The sequence below is a fragment of the Isosphaeraceae bacterium EP7 genome (assembly GCA_038400315.1).
GTDB lineage: Bacteria > Planctomycetota > Planctomycetia > Isosphaerales > Isosphaeraceae > EP7.
Genome location: CP151667.1, coordinates 4,897,825 through 4,916,660, shown reverse-complemented (window position 1 = coordinate 4,916,660; position 18,836 = coordinate 4,897,825). Strand labels below are relative to the sequence as shown.

Here is an 18,836-nt window from a genome sequence, read left to right as displayed (position 1 = left end):
AGATCGATTAAATGCTCATAGACGGATCGGCCAGTCTCTCGGCATCGGCGACTTCACGACGATCGGTTCCCCTTTCGTCGGGTGACTGAACGAGAGTTCCATCGCATGGAGTGCGATCCGCAGCCCGCCATCGCGGGCCGAAAGCGCTTTGGTCGCCCCGTACTTCCGATCACCCAGGATTGGCAGTCCGCGCGACGAGAGTTGCACCCGAAGCTGATGACCGCGCCCGGTTCCCGGGATGAGCTCAATCGTCGAGGTTGCTCGGCCTCGCTCCACAACCCGATACTTCAGACTGGCCCGTCGCGCCCCAGGCTCGTCGGGTTCCGCCGTGCGCACCACGTTCGAGGCCTCGTCCTTCCAGAGAAAGTCTTCCCACTCCCCCTCGTCGGCCGCCGGGAACCCCTCGACCATCGCCAGGTAGGTCTTGCCAACCTTGCCGTCGCGGAACTGCTCCGAGAGCCTGGATGCCCCCTTGCTCGTTCTGGCCAGCAGGACGACCCCCGAAGTCACTTGATCGAGCCGATGCACCAGCCCGATGTAAACATTCCCGGGCTTCTTGAATTCGTCCTTGATCCAGTCACGGGCCACGTCCACCACCGACCGTTCGCCGGTGTGGTCCCCCTGGCTGAGCATCCCGGCCGGCTTATCCAGCGCGAGGCAATGGTTGTCCTGATAAAGAATCGGAATCATCGGGCCGCCTCGGTCAGTCGCTTCACCACGATCGTGGCGTACCCCCCCTTGGGCAGCTCGAACTCCAGCGAGAGCTTTCGTCGCCCCGGATAGAGCTCGTCGGCCTCGTCGTTGTGCGACAGACCGCCGGTGTCGATCAGGGCCGCCCGGTGCCCCTTGGAGAAGAAGACGTCCTTCAGGTGCTTGACTCGCATCTCGCTCCAGGGAATCGCCTGCTCGGTCGCGACCTCGTTGAGGATCTCGCCTAGCAGCCCGTCGGGAATCGTATTGCGTGACGAGGGCAGGGGGATCTGGGTCGAGCGCAGCGTGGCCGCCTGCTCGGCGGTCAGGCCGCGATGGATCGGCATCGTCGCCGCCTTGAACTCGATCTCGGCACGCTGGTCGGGCTCCGTCACCCGAGTGATCAGGCGGCCGAGCGCGAGGTTCCAGAGGTGGCTCTGGTAGGCCGAGAAATAGAGGCTCCGCAGCTCGCGCTTCAGGCGAGCGAACGCGCCCCTGAAGTCCTCGGGATGGTCCACCAGGTAAGTCACCAGGCTTCGCGCGTGCGACCGGTCGAGCTTGGCCTTGGCCGCCGCCCAGTCTCGCCAGTTCTCGCGCAAGATCGCCTTCTCGACCTTCGTGTCGGGCCGATCCGAGGGATTGGCCTCGGCGATCGCCAGCTTCAGGGCCTTCTCATGGTCGCCAGCCAGCCAGGCCCTGCCGATGAAGTCGCCGTCGTAGCCCACCGAGCCAAATCGCTGGTCGTCGAAGTAGTTGGGAAGGCCGTCGACGGGCAGCTCGCCCATCGCACGGATCGCGGAGGCAGCGTCTTCCCCGGATAGGTCGCGCAGGACGACTCCAAAGCGATTCCCCCGGAAGTGCGCCGGCCCGTAGGCGAACTCGAGCTTACCCAACGGCTCCAGCAGAAGGTTGGGCTCCTCGATCGCGCGGGCGGGGCCATCGGCGATCGTCAGGTACTGGATCGTCTCGGCGTGCCGATCTTTCAGGCCGCCATAGCTGATTTGCCTGGCCGCCAGGTTCCAATGTCTGGCAATCGAGTCGATTGCCTCGATGGTCCCGACCCCGCGTTTTTTCAGGCGGTAGAATGTATAGCGACCGCGGTCGGCCCCCCGGACCGTCGGCAGTTCCTCGACCCGGAAATCTTCTGGCAGTCGCTTGAGCTTCATCGCGTCGGGCCGACCCTTGCATCTGTCCCCTCACGTCGATCGGGTCCATCCCGTCGGCGCATCAATCGAACAAGCTTAGCAGGTCGCCGCCCCCCCCGACGAGCCGGCTATCGGCCGACCGCCTCGGTTCGAGTCAGACGGATCTGCCCAGCGACCGCTCAGACGCGTCCAATCCTCCATGATCGGGTCCAGACCGCCCCTTCGGAGCAAGTCAACTCATGCGTCGATCGTTCAAGCCAACCGTCTCCGGCCTCGAAAGTCGCATCGCCCTCAGCGGCAGCCACGGCCACCGTCCGGCCGTCCCGTTCACCTACCCGCTCAATATCGAGTCGACGTCCCTCGGCACCGTGACAGTCACCGCCGGGACGACCAGGCTTGCCACGCGTGGGCAGGTCGATAACCTCGGGGTGTCGACGATCGTCACCACCTACAGGCCGGGCACGGGCGCCAGCGCAGGGACGACCACCGGCACGATCGTCCTGACCGCCCCGCGCGGCACGCTCAGGCTCGACATCGTCGGCAAGACCCCGGGCCCGAAAGTTCAGGCCACCGTCCCGCACGTTTTCAAGTACACGATCGTGAGCGGCACCGGCATCGGCGCCAGGCTCCGCGGCGTGGGGTCCGCCACCGTCGTGTTCGCCGACGTCAATTCGCTAGGTCTCCGGCCCTTCACGCCGCACCGCTAGTTCAACTGACCCGATCCTCCCGTCGGTCCACGCCGCAAGGTCTCCACGGCCGAGGGGAGCCTGACTCGCCCGAGAACCTCGAATTGATGGCCCGAAGCCGCCACTTCCCATCGCCCCCTCAGGTGGCGCGCGGCCAGTCGTCCGTGCTCGACCAGGATCAAATCGACCTCATCAAACCAGGGTCCGATCTCCCCCTTCCAGAACCAGTCGCGCACCCTGGCCCTCCTCAGCTCGGAATCGGGCGTGTTGTAGTCGTGCCCCCGGTAGGGCCGGACCGCCGTATAGGTTGCCGCCAAGTAGGAGAGGCGAGCGTCCTCCGTCAGCAGGACCCCTCGAAATCCGAGCCGATTGATCGTCGCCAGGATCTCGCGCTCCCCGGGCTTGAGGGCGATCCCCGGCGGTTCCGCGCCCAGGCTGGTCGTCGCCAGCCAAACCACATTGTCGAGGCTCGCCACCACCAGGACGAAGGCGGCGACGGCCTTACGCCTCGTGCCGAGTCGACCGATCGTCTCGCAAACCGCCGGAAGTCCGATCAGGGCCAGGGCCAGCCATGAATATCCCCTGCTGAAGTGCGCCGGCTGACGCGCCCGCATAAAGAGGTCGTGGTTCGATAATGCCAGCGAAACCACGAACGCGGCGGCCAAGAACGGGACATCTCGGCCCACGTTCCGGCCGTCCTTGATCAGTCGCCAGGCCGCGAACACCCCCACCAGCAGGTGAGACCGCAGCCAGCTCGCCCCGTCGATTCGCCATGCGAGCGACCAGACCTCTTGCAGCGCCCGATGCGAGGGGAAGAGGTTCAGGAACGCGAGATAATATCCCGCGAATACGGCCAGTAGCCCCCAGAAGGCGGGGAAAACCCAGGCCGGCACCCGCTCCGGGCCCCACGCGAGCCGAAAGACGATGCTCCCCACGCAGAGGATCGCGATGACCTGCGCACCGGTGAACGGATGCGTCGCCCCCAGCAAGACGGCAAGCCCCAGCGCCAGGGCCCAGCGGCCACGCAACGCCGCCAGCCAGCACCAGCCCATCAGCGCGTGGTACACCCCCTCCAGCGGCAGGACCACATTCCGGCCCCAGAAGAGGCACCACCAGCCCAGTCCCGACTCCGCCCCCGCCATCGCCGTGCCCAGGGACGGCAGCGATCGTTCGGGCCCGCTTAGCCAGGTCCAGAGCCCGTGCCAGGCGAAGATCCCGCCCCCCCACATCACCAGCAGGAAGGCGAATCCAGGATCGGTCCCGTCCCCGATCACCCATTCCACCAGTCGCAGGGTCGCGTACGAACAGGCCAGCGCCGCCAGTATCCCCAGCAAGTCAAGCCAGACCCCCGGGTCAACCCCCAGGGCCGACACGCCCGCGCCAAGAACCCAGATCAGCCACTGAACGTAGATGACGGGCGCATCCGGCGAGGGATCGTACGGATTGGGATAGGCCAGGCCGTTGCCTCGCTCGAAAATCGCGCGGCCGTTGGCAAGGTAGTACGGCTGGTCATACTGGATGAAGCCCGTCGCACCCGCCTGCAAGCGGATGAGATGCGCGAGGTAGGGCAGGGCATAGGGCAGGACGCCCGCGAGCACCAGTGCCAACCGACTCACCTTCGACTTCATCTCATCCCCTCTTCCGCTTGGCGCTCCATTCCAGGGACCGTTCCACCAGTCGCTCGGCGATCGGCTCGGGCATTGCATAGGTTTCGACCGGCCCGCCCTCGCGGACGAGGTGGATCGTGTGCCGCCCCTCGGTCACGGTGCGTTGGTCGTTGGCCACCGTGAGGTCGGCACGGTTGACGACCAGGGCCCGCCGCGCCTCCTCGACAAGTTCCGCGGTGGTCGCGCCCGCAAGCAGCTTGAACCCGACGATGTAGGCGTCCGGCGCCCAGTCCCTGACCTTGCGGATCACCTTGGCCGTGGGCCTGCATCGGATCACGAGGGAGTCGGCCTCGGATCGAATCTTCCCCTCGGCCGGCTCCGGCTCGAAGTCCGACACGGCCATCGCCAGGAAGACGATGTCCACGGGCCGCTCCTTGAGCGTCTCCTCAAGCCGCCGCGCGTAGTCGTCGACCGTCCCTCTTTTCAAACGAACGGGGTGGTAGCGGTCCCTCACGGCCAGCCACTCGGCCCGAAGGCGCTCGAGCCGCCGGAATTCGACGGCGGGATCGGCTGCGTCGAGATCGAGTTGCGCCCGGCGCTCGAACGCGAGCTGCGACCCGGGCGCCGCGACGTGCCAGACGCTCGCGCCACGGCCCAGGCAGGCTTCCGCGATCGACGCCGCCATTCGACCGGTCGACCGGTTGGCGATCTGACGCACCTCGTCGATGGCCGCGACGGTGCCGCCGCCGGTAACCACGACGTTCCAGGTGGAACTTGCGCGGGGTTCCGGGCCTTGTCCGGCCGGAGCGACCGGGCTACCTTCGACGGCACGGCCTGCGTCAGTCACGCCGGAAACATCCCCTCGTCGGACCCAGGACAACGACGCAGATGCACGCGCCAGCGACGACCAACGCGCCCCACGACCCGGCCGCACGCGAGCTGTTCGACGAGATGACGCGCTGGCCGATCTACGATCCGCACTCGCACATCAACCCCCACAGCCCGGCCGCCCGCAACTTCGACGAAGTCTTGGGCTACCACTACTATACCGAGCTGGCCCACTCCGCGGGGATGCCAGCCGCACTCGTCTCCCCCGACCTCGCCCCGGCCCATCGCGCCCGCAATCTCGCGGGTTATCTCGACCGGATCGACAACACCGTCCAGCACGACTGGCTCGTCGAGATCGCCCGGACCTTCCACGGCTTCGAGGGAGAACGGATCGGCCCCGACACGATCGAATCCCTCTACGCCACGGCCGACAAGTCCGCCTCGGGCCCCGCCTGGGACCAGAAAGTCTGGGACAAATCCGGCCTGGAAGCTGTCTATCTGACGAATGACTTCGACGACCCCCTCGAAGGCTGGGACACCGGCCGCTACGTCCCTTGCCTGCGCACCGACGACCTCGTCCTAAAGCTCCACGAGCCGGGAACCCTGGCTCGCCTGCGCGCGTCGACCGGGGTCGACATCGACGACTTCGCCACCCTCCGAGACGCCATCGGCAAGACCTTCGAACGCTTCAAGGCAAAGGGGGCTCGCGCCTGCGCGATCAGCCTTCCTCCCGACTTCATCCCCTCACGTGGTACCCCCAAGAAGGCCGTCACCCCCGTCCGACGCGCGATCCACGGGATGGACGTCCGCCATGACGAGATCCAGGAAGTTCGGCGGATCCTCTTCTGGACCATCGCCGAATTCTGCGCCGAGTTCCGGTTGCCGTTCGATCTGATGATCGGCCCCGTGCGAAATGCCTACTCGTCGGGCGTGGCGGGCGGCCGCGACCTGTTCGATCGCCGCGTCAGCCTGGCCGATTATGCCGAGCTGTTCAACCACTTCCCGGGCGTGACCTTCCCGGTGTCGACACTCTCGCCCGATGCCGCGCCCGAGCTGGTCGCCTATTCGTGGATCTTTCCCAATGTCGTGCCCATGGGCCACTGGTGGTATTCCAACGTCCCCACCTACATCGCGGCCGACTTGAGAGCCAGGCTCCAGGCGGTGCCCAAGGTGAAGCAGGTCGGTTACTACTCGGACGCGTACAAGCTTGAGTTCGTCCTGCCCAAATTCAATACCTATCGCAAGGTGCTGGCCGAGGTGCTTGCCGAAGATTGCATCCGAGGCCGGGGCTGGTCGGCCGACCGTGCGCTCAACCTGGCCCGTCAGGTCCTGCTGGAGAATCCGAGGCGTCTCTTCGGGGGGGAGGAAACCTCCCGGATCGTGCTGCCCAAAACTTGACGACCCGAGGTTCCGGGGGAATCCTTGCCACAGACTATTCCGCGCCCGCGGGAGGGCGGAGCCCACGCCCAGGCGCTTCCCCGCACGGCCGCGCCTCCCGTATCGGGCCCGGCCGGAAGGATCGGCATCCATGAACTCCCGAACCCGACCCGCGGGCCCGCCTGCCTCGATCGCGCTGGCGATCCTCCTCGGCCTGGTCCCGTCGGCTCTCGCCCATCAGAATAACCCCATTGGCGGCACACCTCGCACCACCCCGGACACGCCGCGGGAAGGTTCCAGGCCCTCGCCCGCCTCGACGACGAATTCTCAAGGGCCTCGGACTCCTCTCGCGCCGGGATCGCCGGCCGAGAGCGTCGACCCGCTCCTCCCCCCCATCCCGGGCGGCCCCAGCGACCTCGAGACCGTCGGCCCCGAGCTGCTTGCCGACGCCCGCGCGATCACCAACCCGGGCGAACGATCGCTGGCGCTCCAGCGCATCGGTCGGCTCGCGATCTTCAACGGTCGGCTCGACAAGGCACGCGAGTCGCTGACCGAAGCCGGCCAGGCCGCCTCGGCTGAGACCGACTACCTCATCAAGACCCAACGCCTCAACGCGTGCGTCAACTCGCTGCTCCTGCTCGCCGAGGAAGAAGTCCGGCTCTCGCGCGAGTCCCTGACAATCCTCGACGCCGAAGATGACGCGGACGCCAAGGCTGCGACCCCAACGCCCGACAAGGCCGGCAATTACCGCCGTGCCATCGCAGACTGGCAGTACGCCGCCCGCCTCGCCCAGTCGATCCCCAACCCCACATTTCGCGCCGAGCAGCTCTACAAGGTCGTGGAAAGCCAGGGGCTGGGCAGTCACGACATCGCCTCGGAACCAGTGCTCCTCAACGCGTTCGAGCCTCCCGCGCAGACGGCCGGCGACGTGACCAAGGCCAGCAAGGTGGCCAATCCCGAAATTGCCGACCGCATCCTCCGCGATGCCACGGAGACGGCCTTCCTCATCACGCGGCCCGCCTGGCGCGACCAGGCCCTCGACCGAATCGTCCCCTACGCCGCGACCTCGCTCCAGTTCAAGCGAGGCCTTGTTATCGCCCGGACGATCCCGTCCCCCGAGGTCCGCGCCAACGCCTTGATGCGCCTGGCCCAGGAACAGTCGCTCCACGGCGACGCCGACGATGCCACGGTGGTCTTCACCGAGGCCGCCCAGGCCGTCGCCCAGATCAAGCCCCCGGGCCTGCGGATCATCCTCGCCCGGATCCTGATCGACAGCCTCATCGCCGGAGGCCGCTTCGAGGACGCGCGTGCGACCGTCCCCCTCATCCCGTCCGAGCAGTTCCGGGTCAACTCCCTGATCGCCATCGCCCGAGGGCAAGGCGAGCGCGGAGCGGCCGAGTCGGCCATGGCCTGGATCCGCTCGGAGATGCCCCCCGAATATCAGCCCACGCTCGAGCGGAGCGTCAACGACGGCATCATCTCCGCCATCGAGCGAAATCGGTCGAGGGGCGAGAATCGCGGCTTCTGATCGGCCACCGCACACGACACGTCAATGCGACGAGGCCGGCGCCCCCACAGATCGGGGGGCGCCGGCCTCGTTCATTGATCCGACACTCGATACGCCGTCCCTTTCGGGTCGCTCGGATCACTTCGGTCCGAGCGCGACGCCCTTGCCGCCGGCCCCGAGCACCTTGTCGAGCTGTGCCTCGACCTGCGAGACCAACCGCATCCCCCGGTTGATTACCTTGCCCTCTGGAGAGACCAGGATCATCGTCGGCAGCGCGAAGATGCCAAACTCCTGCGCCAGCCGCCCTTCCAGGCCGCCGGGCTCGAAGATCTGGGCCCAGGGGGTCGGCACTTCCTTGAGGAAAGCCTCGAGGTCGGCCTTCTCCGTGTCCAGATTCACGCCGACGATCTCGAAGCCTTGCGCCTTGTGGGCCTCGTAGACCTTGAGCAGCTCGGGCGTCTCGCGCTTCACGTCGCCCGACCAGGTCGCCCAGAACGTAACCAACACGGTCTTGCCCTTGAAGCGGGCCAGGTCGACCGGGCTGCCGGTCAGGCCGGTCCCCTTCAGGTCGAATGGCTTGCCGACCAGATCGAGCCGTCGGAGCGCACCGGCCGCCTTCTTGCCGGTGGTCGTGTCGGGGAAATCCTTGGCGAGCCGGGCGTAGTAGAGCTTCGCCTCGTCCTCGTCGGTGTTCACCTCGCTGGTCCAGGCGAGCTGATAGAGCGCGTCGGGCACCTCGTCGCTCTTGGGATAGGCTTCCAGGAACGCCTTGAGATCGCCCAGCCACTTCTTCTGAACCGCGACCGGCGTCGCGCCTGCCTCATCATTCGCCAGCGCATATTCGGCCCCGATCTTCCGGAGCGCCGCGTATGAGCCGATCTTCCCCTTCTCGGCGATCAGGCCGTCGAGGTACTTGATCCCCTCGGGGAACTTGCCGGTGGCCACCCCTTCGGCCAGGGCATTGGCCACCTGGCGGTCGAAGTTGATCTTCTCCTCCGCGGGGGCCACCTTCGAGACCTCGCGCAGCAGGGGGATCCGGTTGTAATGATAGGCCAGCACTTCCTTGACGTCGGTGCTCGACAGCAGGTCGGACTTGGCCGCGTCGTAGTCGGCCAGCTTCTTCAGGGCCTCATCCATCTTGGGGTCGCGGTTGGCGACCTCGGGGGCCGCCTCGCGGTATAGGGCCGACCGGATGCTGGCGTCGACGAGCGGGATCGGGCCGTCCCCCGGCTTGACCGCGGCGGGCAGGGCCACGAACTTCCAGGTCTCGCCGATCTTCACCAACTCGGGAACCAGGAGGTACGACTCCTCGGTCCCCTTCGTCCCCTTGCTGGCCGAGATCATCGCATTCTCGTACACCATCAGGTCGTCTTTGAGCCCGGCATCGGCCGGCAGGAGGTGCGGCATCTGCCCGTTCAGGCCCGACCAGGTTGTCTGGTCGCTCCAGCCGAGCTTGGTCACCAGGTCCTTGAGCTTCCCCTTGCGGGTCTCGGTGGCCGCTGCGGCCTGATCGACCACCCCCTTGGGCACCCCCAGGGCCGTCAACTCGGCCGGCGTGGCCATCACGGTCTCCAGCAGCGCCGGGTCGCCGGCGAGTAGCGCCTGGACCAGGACCTTCGAGGCCTCCTCGGCCGAGATCCGCTTCCAGGCCTGGATCGCCCCACCTGACATAACCGCGATCCGGGTCCCGCCGGAGTTCATCCAGCGGCACTCGTCGAGCTTCTTGTCCTCGTTCAGGTCGAGCTCGCGATAGACCTCGAACCCGTCCTTGTAATAGCTCCACTGGTCGAGGTTCGCCTTGCCGCTGGCATCCTTGACCTGGTTGGTGTCGACGAACTTGCGCAGGAGCTGCCCCTGGCCGTCGCGCAGCGCATACCCGCTACCGTTCTTGCTGATGATCTCAATCTTGCACGCGGCGACCGCAGGCGGGTCGGCCGGGATGTCGTACTCGACGCCCGCCACGACCGGCTTGAACCGCAGGAGCCCGTCGACCGTCTGAGCAAAGACGCCCGAGGGGGCGATCCCCAGCAGGCAGGCCACGGCCAGGCTCGTCTTCAAGGACCGCATCGCAGCCTCCATTCCCACCCAACCCGGCGGAGGCCTCCCCCCCGCCAACCGCATCCGCCGGCGCCAAACGCCGGAAGATCCACGGAGCCAACCGATCGGGCTCCGGGCCATTCCCCGCAGGATCGCCCGTTCCGGCATTCCCGGCAATCCCAATCAAACCGCCGATGACGTGCCCCAGTCCCCGAGTGTCGTCGGTGTCGTCGGCCCGCCCGAACCTCCGTGCATGGGACCAGAACCGGGAACACTGAGAAATTCAGAGAAAATCTCACTAATCAAGAAATAGTAGGGAGGTAGCTCTCATTTTTAAGGATAGTTATGAAGGAGGGCTTCGTTCGCCGCTCAGGAAACGGCCGAAGCGTAAAGAGGCGTAGGGAACTTCAAAAAACGAAACGAACCCGAGCGTCCGATCAGCTGCACGAATTGAAATCACGAAACGAACCCGGGCTTCTCCATTTCAGCCTGAACGTGGGACTTGCGACTGGCCATTCGAAACCGGACATTCCACCTTGGTTAAACACCCGATGCCCGAGGTCGCCCATGAATCGTTCGACGCTCAAGACACTGCTGGGAATCCTGACCTTCGTCACGCCGGCCGCCCTCGCCGTCGAGCCCGAGGTCCCCACGTACACCGACCATGCCAATCTCCTGGTCGTCCGCGACGCCGCAGGCCAGTCCGTCCCGGCCAAGACGCCCGCCGACTGGTCGGTGCGGCGGGCCCACGTCATGGGCAACCTCCAGCGGGTCATGGGGCCCGTCCCGGGTGCTGGTCGCCGAGTCCCGCTCGATGTCCAGGTCGTTGAGACGTTCGACGAGCCCGCCTACACGCGTACGAAGATCACCTACGCCAGCGAGCCGGGCGACCGCGTTCCGGCCTGGCTCCTCGTCCCCAAGAAGCCGGCCTCGGGCCCGAGGCCGGCGATGCTCTGCCTGCACCAGACCACGACCATCGGCAAGGATGAGCCCGTTGGCCTGGGTGGGAAGCCGCACCTCCGCTATGCCAAGGAGTTGGCCGAACGAGGTTACGTCACCTTGAGCCCCGACTATCCCAATTTCGGCGAACACAAGGTCGACGCCTACGCCCTGGGATACGCCAGCGCCTCGATGAAGGCCATCTGGGATAACATGCGGGCCGTCGACCTGCTGCAAGGGATGAAGGAGGTCGACCCCGCCCGCATCGGCGTCATCGGCCACTCGCTGGGCGGGCACAACTCGATCTTCACGGCGGCGTTCGAGCCGAGAATCGCCGCGATCGTCTCGTCGTCCGGCTTCAATAGCTTCCCGCAGTACTACAAGGGCAACATCACCGGCTGGTCGCACAAGGGTTACATGCCCCGGCTGAAGGAGGACTACGACCTCGACCTGACGAGGGTTCCGTTCGATTTCCCCGAACTCGTCGGAGCCCTCGCACCGCGTCCGTTCTTCACCAATTCGCCCACCCACGACGACAACTTCGAGGTCCAGGGGGTCCGCGATTGCATCGAGGCCGCCGGGCCGATCTATGCCCTCCTCGGGGCCCCTGACTCGCTGGTCGCCGCCTATCCCGACGCCGAGCACGACTTCCCCGATGCCACGCGCCTGACCGCTTATGAATTCCTCGACAAGACTTTCAAGCACCGACCTTGATCGATCGGATCGATGCCGATTCACCAATCCCTGATCGACGACCGACGGGACGACTCCCGCGGCCGACCGGCGAGACGAATCGCCGGGACGCCGCGGATGAGTTCGAAAGTCCGGCCCTGCATTGCCCGCTCAGAAGCTGTCGGAGCTGACGATTTCGTTGCCGGCGCGGGTCGCCAGGGCTCGCAGCACGGACGCGTTGATCCCGTCCTTGAGGAACCTCACCGAGCCGTCGCCGAAGAGGATATTCGCCCCCCCAGTGTGACGGCTCCAGATGTCCTCGACATGGGCCTTGTGATGGTTGATGGTCCGGCTCTCGTCGTCGACCTCGATGGGCCCGAGGACCATCGTGAAGGCCTCCTCGGGCTCCACATGGAAGGTGTCGGTCCCCCCTTCCAGCGAGGAGGTCTTGAACAGCCATCCGCCGGGGCTCCGGGACATCCAGGTCACATAACTGAGGTTGTGGCTCCGCTCGGTCACCACCATCGTCTGGCTCGAACCGTCCTTCATGTCATTCAGGCCGACCTTACTGTTGCGGAAGAACGTCCCCGACCCGCGTCCGGGCGCCTCGCCAATCTCGCCGAGCCCGTACATGCCCGTGTAGTTGCTGGTCCCAACGGTATTGATGGTCGCGGTATTGGCCTCGTTCCGCACGGGGACGGTCGCCGGTGGGGTATCGGACGGGCAGAGGTAGCCCGAGACCCGGCGCAGCGCCGCGGTCGTGTTGGCGGGAACCCCCACGGTCTGGGTGAAGTTGATCGCGTTGAAGAGGTTGGTCTGCTCAAGGAACGGCAGGATCATGCTGCCCCAAGCCCAGCCAGGCCCGATGTCATCGTCGGCCACACCAGGATCGCTACCGTCGAGCTTCCAGTGGCTGACATAGCCGGGTGGGAATGTCTGGTGCGAGTCGTGGTAATTGTGCAGGGCCAGGCCGATTTGCTTCTGATTATTGACGCACTGGATGCGTCGGGCCGCCTCTCGGGCGCTCTGGACCGCGGGCAGCAGCAGAGCGATCAGGACGGCGATGATCGAGATGACGACGAGCAATTCGATCAGCGTGAAGGCGCGGCGTGCATGAGCGGCGCCGGCACCATTCTTGGTGGCGGACATAGGACTCTCCGGATCGAACGAGATCGCGCCGGCGCATCGTGGGACGCGACGGGGCTAACCCATGGGAACGAGGGGATCGACGCATCGAGCGGGCGACAGCACCGGAGACGTGGCGCACCAAGGTCACCAAGCCTCCATCTCGGTGGGCAATCGTCAGGCTCGGGGCGGGCCCCTCGTCGCGACCCATCGGAGCTCTTGGACGACGGCGTCCGGCTCGGAGAGGATGGCAAGCTCGCCGGACGCCGCGGCGTCCGGGATGAAGCTGACCTGCGTCTGCTCGATCTGCGGGCCAGTGCGATACTGGCAGATCGGGCATTCGGAGAACGAGTTCGAGAGGTCGGTCCCCTCGTGGCTCGCGAAGTGCGACCGTTGGTCGTCGCAACCCGCCTCGGCGAACAGAATCTCTGGCTCGCGGTGATGGTCGTGGCCCAGCGTCGCCACCAAGGTGGAGAGCGAGTAGGCCAGGATCAACCATCGACGCAGGTGGAGCACGGTTCGCATCGACCTCCGGGATTCCAGCTCGGCCCATCGACGAGGGCGGGGCCGAGAATCCTTCAGCAACGATCATCGACGCGACGGAAAGCCGAAGTCAAGCCTGCGGTTCAGGAATTCCACGAGCATCCCGGTGGGTCGTCTGTCGGCCCACGCCGACCTTGCCCCTTCGAGCCGCCTTCCCCTACAATCCTGCCTCTTAGTGGGACGACGAATGCCCGATCCGACGGATGGCCCTGCGATGTTAACGGCTGCTGAACAGCTCACGATCCTGAGGCGCGGCGTGGAGGCGATCGTCCCCGAGGACGAGTTCGTCAAGAAGCTGGAGCGATCGGTCGCGACGAACACGCCGCTCCGCGTGAAGTATGGCATCGACCCCACCGGTATCGACGTCCATCTCGGCCACACCGTTCCCTTGCGTAAGCTCAGGCAGTTCCAGGACCTCGGCCACACCGCCGTCATCATCATCGGCAACTACACCGCGCTCGTCGGCGACCCCTCTGGCCGCGACGAGAGCCGCGTGGCGCTGACCGAGGAGAAGGTCGCCGAGAACGCCAAAGACTATCTCAAGCAGGTCGGCAAGATCATCGACCTCAGCCGCGCCGAGGTCCATCACAACGGCGACTGGTTCGGCAAATGGTCGTTCCTGGACGTCCTGGACCTGACCCGGCAGATGACCATCTCGCGGATGATCGAGCGCGAGGACTTCGCCAAGAGACTGAGCGCCGCCAAGCCGGTCTATCTCCACGAATGCCTCTATCCGTTGATGCAAGGGTGGGACTCCGTCGAGGTCAAGGCCGACGTCGAGCTGGGGGGCACCGAGCAGCTCTTCAGCCTGATGGTGGCCCGCGACCTCCAGCGCAGCCGCGACCAGGCACCGCAGATCGCCCTGACCATGCCAATCCTGGTCGGCACCGACGGCACGATGCGGATGGGCAAGAGCCTGGGCAACTACATCGGCGTGGCCGAGTCGCCCGCCGACCAGTTCGGCAAGATCATGAGCATCCCCGACGGCCCCATGCGGCAGTATTTCACCCTGCTGACCGATTTGCCGCTCGACGAGGTCGACAGGCTCCTGGCCGAGGGAGTGAACCCGCGCGACACCAAGGAAGTGCTCGGCCGGTCGATCGTCGGAATGTATTCCGGCGCCGAGGCCGCGGAATCCGCCGCAGCCCTGTTCCGCAAGCGGGCCCTGGGTGGAGACCCTGACGTCATCCCCGATGCGTCGCTCGCGCGCACCCTGCTCGACGCCGAAGGGCAGATGCCGCTGGCCAACCTGATCGTCGCGCTCAAGCTGGACACGAGCACGTCCAACGCACGCAGGGCGATCGAGCAGGGGGGGGTGAACGTCGGCGAAGACCGGACGGCGATCGCGGATCCGAAGGCGATCATCGCGGTCGAAGACGGCCTGATCGTCCGGGTCGGCAAGCGGAAAATTGCCCGCGTTCGCCTCTCTTAACGATTGAATAAATCAAAATCCTTGCAACGAACCTTGGCGAGGCAGATATGGCCAAGCACGGCATCGGGATCATCGGCTGCGGGATGATCGCCGAGTTCCACACCCGGGCGATCAACGAGATCGAAGCGGCCTCGGTAGTCGCGGCCTTCAGCCGTTCCGAGGCCAATGGGGCCAAGATCGCCACGATGTCCGACGGCGACTGCAGGGTTTACGACGACCTCGACCGGATGCTCGACCATCCCGGCCTCGACGTCGTCTGCGTCTGCACTCCGAGCGGTGCCCACCTCGACCCCGCCGTGAAGGCCGCCACCGCCGGCAAGCACGTCGTCGTCGAGAAGCCCCTGGAAATCACCCTGCCGCGGTGCGACGCCATCATCGAGGCCTGCGACCGCGCCGGGGTCCGCCTCTGCACCATCTTCCCCTCGCGCTTCACCCCGGCGAACGTGGCATTGAAGGCCGCCATCGACACCGGCCGGTTCGGCCGGCTCACGCTGGGGGATACTCACGTGAAGTGGTGGAGGACGCAGGAATATTACGACTCGGGCGGCTGGCGTGGGACCTGGGACCTCGACGGCGGCGGGGCCCTGATGAACCAGGCGATCCACAACGTCGATCTGCTCCAATGGCTGATGGGCGACGTCGCCGCCGTCCAGGCGATGACGGCCACCCTCGTTCATGAGCGGATCGAGGTCGAAGACACCGCCGTCGCGTCCATCCGCTTCAAAAACGGGGCGCTCGGGGTCATCGAGGCCGCGACCTCGGCGTTCCCGGGGCTGCTCAAGCGCACCGAGATCCACGGCGACCGGGGCTCTGCCCGCGTGGAACAGGACGACATCACGCTCTGGACCTTCGCGGAGCACGGCGAGGGAGACGACGCCATTCGACTGTCGATCGCCGGCGGAACCGGCTTCGCGGCGGGAGCGAGCGACCCGCGAGCGATCGGCCACGCCGGCCATCGCGAGCAACTCGCCGACTTCCTCGACTCCATCGACCGGGGCGTCCCGGCGGCCGTCGACGGCCGGGAGGGCCGCAAGTCGGTCGAGATCATCCGCGCTATCTACGAGTCGGCCAGGACCGGCGCCGCCGTGCATCTCCCGCTGATTGACAGCCGGTAAACGGAGCGAACAGCCCATGGCACGCCCCCGCAACCGGGCCCTCGATTACATTTCCTACCTGGCCGTCCGCCTTCTCGTCGGCTTCGCCCAGATCCTCAGCCTCGAGCAGTCGTATGCCCTGGCCGACGGCCTCGCCGCGCTGCTCTATCGCGTCGACAAGCGTCACCGCAAGGTCGCCCTGGAGAACCTGGAGCTGGCCTATGGCGACTTGATGTCGCCCGAAGACCGCGACCGCACCGTCCGCGAGGTCTATCGGCATTTCTGCCGGATGTTAATGGAGATCCTCCACATCCCCCGAAAGCTCCACCTGGAGACCTGGCGCGATCGGATCGAGCTGAAGAGTTATCGGGATGTGCTCGAGCGACTCTTCGACGGCGGCCCGGTCATCATGCTCAGCGGCCACTTCGGCAACTGGGAGATGGCCGGATACCTGTTCGGCGTCTTCGGTTTCCCCCCTTACTCCGTCGCCAGGACGCTGGACAACCCGCATCTGGAGCGTTTCCTCCGCTCGTTCCGCGAGCGGACCGGCCAGAAGCTGATCCCCAAGAAGGGGGGATATGACGAGATGCTCGACGTCCTGAAGCGAGGCGGGGTCTTATCCTTCCTCGCCGATCAGGATGCCGGCGAGCGCGGGATGTTCGTCGACTTCTTCGGCCGGCCGGCATCGACCCACAAGGCGATCGCGCTGCTGGCCATCGAGCACAAGGCCCCGGTCGTCGTGGGTTACGCCCGCCGCATCGGCCCCGGGTTCCGCTATGAAGTGGGCTGCGAGGAGCTGATCCTGCCGTCCGAATGGACCGGAACGGCCGACGACGCCCGGTTGCTGACCCAGCGATACACCTCGGCCCTGGAGCGAATCGTCCGCCGCGACCCCGAGCAGTATCTCTGGCTCCATCGGCGCTGGAAGCATAAACCCAAGGCGAAGCGGGCCCCCTCGTCGAAGGCCCCCGCCGCGCCGGAATCCGAGATCGTCAGTCCACCTTGAAGGTCCGGACCTCGCCCTCGCCGTTGATCTGAACGCCGAATTTGGAACCGTCTTCCGACACGCTCACCTTGATGTACTTGCCGCCGGCGCTGTCGGCGTTGGCGATCCGACTCGCCTCGACATTCTCGCTCGCGGCCGTCTCCTCGTTCTTGTGGAGCTGATAAGCTGCCTCGATGGAGTCGATCCCGCGCAGGCGTGCGACCGTCTCGGCGCTCCCCCCTTTGCGCGGGCCGTTGTTCATGATGGCCACCTTGGGCCGCACCGTCTGAAGCAGCGTCGGATGATTGGAGATGTCCATCCCGTGGTGGGTCACCTGGTAGAGGTCGATCGGTCCGATGCGATCGAGCGGGCAGACGAGCCGCTTCTCGGCCCGCCAGGTCAGGTCGCCGCAGTCCAGGAAGTCGAACGCACCCAGGCGAAATCTCAGGGTGATGCTCTGGGCATTGTCGCTCGGGTCCGGGGGAAGGTCCGCAGGCGCGTTGGCACAGAGGGGGTTGACCGGGAAGTCGGAGCCTTCGATGACGGCCCCGCTGGCGGCCAGGACCAACGCGTTGACCTTCCCCTTGAGGGGCAGGCGATCGCCCGCCTTCAGCGTCGTCCGCTTCCCTTTGGACGCTTTCAGATAGGCAATTCCGAGTGCGTCATCCGCCTTCGGGCCGTCCGGGAAGAGGGCCTTGTCCTGGTCGGCCGCGGCAAGATTGGGCAGTCCTCGGTCCCAGAAATGGTCGATCCTGGTCAGCCTGGAAAGCCCTTCCACGCCGCCGAAGTGATCCATGTGCCAGTGGGTCGTGACCAGGTGATCGATGTGGTCGAGCTTGAGCACGTCCTTGAGCACATGCACGATCCGCTTGGGGTCGCGATCACCAAGACCGGGCCAACCGCTGTCGATCAAGATCGACTCACGCTCGGGCGTCACGACGAGCGTGGCGGCGCCGCCCATCACGTCGATGAAGTAGATCTCGAGTTCGCCGGCCTGAGCCGGCAGACGGGTGACGGATAGCAGCAGTAGGGCCCACGCCAGCAGTCTCGGGCGGAATCTCATCGGTCGCTTCTCCCGGTCCAGTTCGACGAACTGGCCGACCTCGATGGGCCGGCCTGAAGGCCGCATGGTAACGCGGGGGTGCGGCCTCTAATACCCTCGACCGTCGACGATCTCGCGGCCCGAGATCGTGTGGATCGCGATCCATACATCAGGCGAGATCGAGTTGCGCCGGAACTGGATGCTGCCGTCGCCCATCAGGGCATTAACACCACCTGGGTGCCCGCTCCTCGACCCGGCGAAGGTTGGACCCGGAAGTCCCTGCGGATTGCCGGTGCAGGGGAGCCCGTCCTTGGGATTATCGACGCAGAGTTGCGGAGCGACGAGATAATCGCCCCGGCCCTCATTGAGGCCATACCGATGGGTGATTCCATTGGGCGTCAGGCCCGACATGTACATACTGCTGCCAGCCTGACTGATCCAGAAGGCCCCCCGAACGTCATTCTCGGCCCCGCAACGGACCTCGGCGACGAAGACCGTCTGGCTCAGCCCGTCGCTGATCTGCTCGTCGCGCACGTTGGCCCGATGGCCGAACGGAGACCTCAGATGAGCCGCACCGGATTTCCCCTCAAGGTCATGCTGCGACCAGGTCGTATTCCCCCAGTTCGCCGCGTAATTGCAGCGGGAAGCGACGACCCCGGAGATCGAGGCGTCGGCGATGCTCGACGGGAATTGAAAAGATCCCGCGCCGTCGCTGGGGCATCGAAACGCTGTCAGCGTAGTGGCGATAACGCCGGAATTGCTGAGATAGCCCGACGCTCCGGGCCCCCACGTCCCGACCTCCATGTTGATCGAATTGTAGAGTCTTTGTTGCTCGAGATGGGGCAGGAGCAGGGCCTGCCAGGGGGTATCCTGGCATTCGTCGCCCGGGACGAGGCCGCAAGGATTCTCGCCGCTCCTCCAGATCCGGCCCGGCACGATGACGTTATGAGTAAACTTGTAATTGTGGATCCCGAGACCGATCTGCCGCATGTTATTGATGCATCCAACCCGCCGAGCCGCCTCGCGGCTCGAGGAGATCGACGGGAGGATGATCGAGATGAGCAGGAAGATAATAAAGACGACGATCAACAATTCGATCAGGCTAAAGCCACGTCGTCGCATCATCC

16 protein-coding genes are annotated in these 18,836 nt (G+C 65.8%); 7 read left to right on the top strand and 9 right to left on the bottom strand.

Annotation, left to right across the window (positions count from 1 at the left end):
• Positions 1-15: 15 nt before the first annotated feature.
• Positions 16-690 carry an RluA family pseudouridine synthase gene (locus tag EP7_RS19040; protein WP_463523578.1) on the bottom strand — a complete coding sequence of 225 codons (675 nt, stop codon included), beginning with the start codon at positions 688-690 and terminating at the stop codon, positions 16-18.
• Positions 687-1,856, bottom strand: a complete 1,170-nt coding sequence (gene truD, locus EP7_RS19035) for a tRNA pseudouridine(13) synthase TruD (RefSeq protein ID WP_463523576.1) — start codon at positions 1,854-1,856, stop codon at positions 687-689. The genes EP7_RS19040 and truD overlap by 4 nt, the downstream gene beginning before the upstream one ends.
• A 218-nt stretch (positions 1,857-2,074) precedes the next feature.
• Between truD and EP7_RS19030 the strand changes: the two genes are divergently transcribed.
• Complete coding sequence (locus EP7_RS19030) at positions 2,075-2,542, top strand: hypothetical protein (protein ID WP_463523574.1); 468 nt, start codon at positions 2,075-2,077, stop codon at positions 2,540-2,542.
• Here EP7_RS19030 and EP7_RS19025 read toward each other — a convergent pair.
• The gene (locus EP7_RS19025; protein WP_463523572.1) at positions 2,539-4,149 is read right to left on the bottom strand and encodes a hypothetical protein; all 1,611 of its coding nucleotides are present in this window, start codon (positions 4,147-4,149) and stop codon (positions 2,539-2,541) included. The two genes, EP7_RS19030 and EP7_RS19025, sit on opposite strands and share 4 nt — an antisense overlap.
• A gap of 1 nt (position 4,150) precedes the next feature.
• On the bottom strand, positions 4,151-4,975 hold the full coding sequence (locus EP7_RS19020; RefSeq protein ID WP_463523570.1) for a phosphopantothenoylcysteine decarboxylase domain-containing protein: 825 nt from the start codon (positions 4,973-4,975) through the stop codon (positions 4,151-4,153).
• A gap of 41 nt (positions 4,976-5,016) precedes the next feature.
• On the opposite strand from EP7_RS19020, the gene EP7_RS19015 reads away from it, so the two are divergent.
• Positions 5,017-6,354 (top strand): glucuronate isomerase, encoded by a 1,338-nt coding sequence (locus EP7_RS19015; RefSeq protein WP_463523568.1) that lies wholly within the window; start codon positions 5,017-5,019, stop codon positions 6,352-6,354.
• Positions 6,355-6,484: 130 nt separating this feature from the next.
• Positions 6,485-7,861: a hypothetical protein gene (locus tag EP7_RS19010; protein ID WP_463523566.1), complete on the top strand. Its 1,377-nt coding sequence runs from the start codon at positions 6,485-6,487 to the stop codon at positions 7,859-7,861.
• A 117-nt stretch (positions 7,862-7,978) separates the two neighbouring features.
• Here EP7_RS19010 and EP7_RS19005 read toward each other — a convergent pair whose 3' ends face one another.
• Positions 7,979-9,907 carry a redoxin domain-containing protein gene (locus EP7_RS19005; protein ID WP_463523564.1) on the bottom strand — a complete coding sequence of 643 codons (1,929 nt, stop codon included), beginning with the start codon at positions 9,905-9,907 and terminating at the stop codon, positions 7,979-7,981.
• A 537-nt stretch (positions 9,908-10,444) separates the two neighbouring features.
• Between EP7_RS19005 and EP7_RS19000 the strand changes: the two genes are divergently transcribed.
• Positions 10,445-11,530 carry an alpha/beta hydrolase family protein gene (locus EP7_RS19000; protein ID WP_463523562.1) on the top strand — a complete coding sequence of 362 codons (1,086 nt, stop codon included), beginning with the start codon at positions 10,445-10,447 and terminating at the stop codon, positions 11,528-11,530.
• Positions 11,531-11,659: 129 nt separating this feature from the next.
• On the opposite strand, the gene EP7_RS18995 is transcribed toward EP7_RS19000, so the two are convergent.
• Both EP7_RS18995 and EP7_RS18990 read right to left on the bottom strand, forming a co-directional pair.
• Positions 11,660-12,637, bottom strand: a complete 978-nt coding sequence (locus EP7_RS18995; protein WP_463523560.1) for a DUF1559 family PulG-like putative transporter — start codon at positions 12,635-12,637, stop codon at positions 11,660-11,662.
• A 153-nt stretch (positions 12,638-12,790) separates the two neighbouring features.
• Positions 12,791-13,138, bottom strand: a complete 348-nt coding sequence (locus EP7_RS18990; RefSeq protein WP_463523558.1) for a hypothetical protein — start codon at positions 13,136-13,138, stop codon at positions 12,791-12,793.
• Positions 13,139-13,370: 232 nt separating this feature from the next.
• On the opposite strand from EP7_RS18990, the gene tyrS reads away from it, so the two are divergent.
• From tyrS to EP7_RS18975, 3 genes are read left to right on the top strand one after another with little or no spacing between them, the layout of a single operon-like run.
• Positions 13,371-14,588: a tyrosine--tRNA ligase gene (gene tyrS / locus EP7_RS18985; protein ID WP_463523556.1), complete on the top strand. Its 1,218-nt coding sequence runs from the start codon at positions 13,371-13,373 to the stop codon at positions 14,586-14,588.
• Between the two features lie 47 nt (positions 14,589-14,635).
• Entirely contained in the window at positions 14,636-15,703 is a 1,068-nt protein-coding gene (locus EP7_RS18980; RefSeq protein ID WP_463523554.1) for a Gfo/Idh/MocA family protein, read from the top strand.
• Positions 15,704-15,719: 16 nt separating this feature from the next.
• Positions 15,720-16,688, top strand: a complete 969-nt coding sequence (locus tag EP7_RS18975; RefSeq protein WP_463523552.1) for a lysophospholipid acyltransferase family protein — start codon at positions 15,720-15,722, stop codon at positions 16,686-16,688.
• Here EP7_RS18975 and EP7_RS18970 read toward each other — a convergent pair.
• Together EP7_RS18970 and EP7_RS18965 are read right to left on the bottom strand one after the other, a co-directional pair.
• Positions 16,675-17,730 (bottom strand): ComEC/Rec2 family competence protein, encoded by a 1,056-nt coding sequence (locus EP7_RS18970; protein ID WP_463523550.1) that lies wholly within the window; start codon positions 17,728-17,730, stop codon positions 16,675-16,677. The genes EP7_RS18975 and EP7_RS18970 overlap by 14 nt on opposite strands.
• 87 nt (positions 17,731-17,817) lie before the next feature.
• Positions 17,818-18,834, bottom strand: coding sequence for a DUF1559 family PulG-like putative transporter (locus tag EP7_RS18965; RefSeq protein ID WP_463523548.1), 1,017 nt, complete (start codon positions 18,832-18,834; stop codon positions 17,818-17,820).
• Positions 18,835-18,836: the final 2 nt, after the last annotated feature.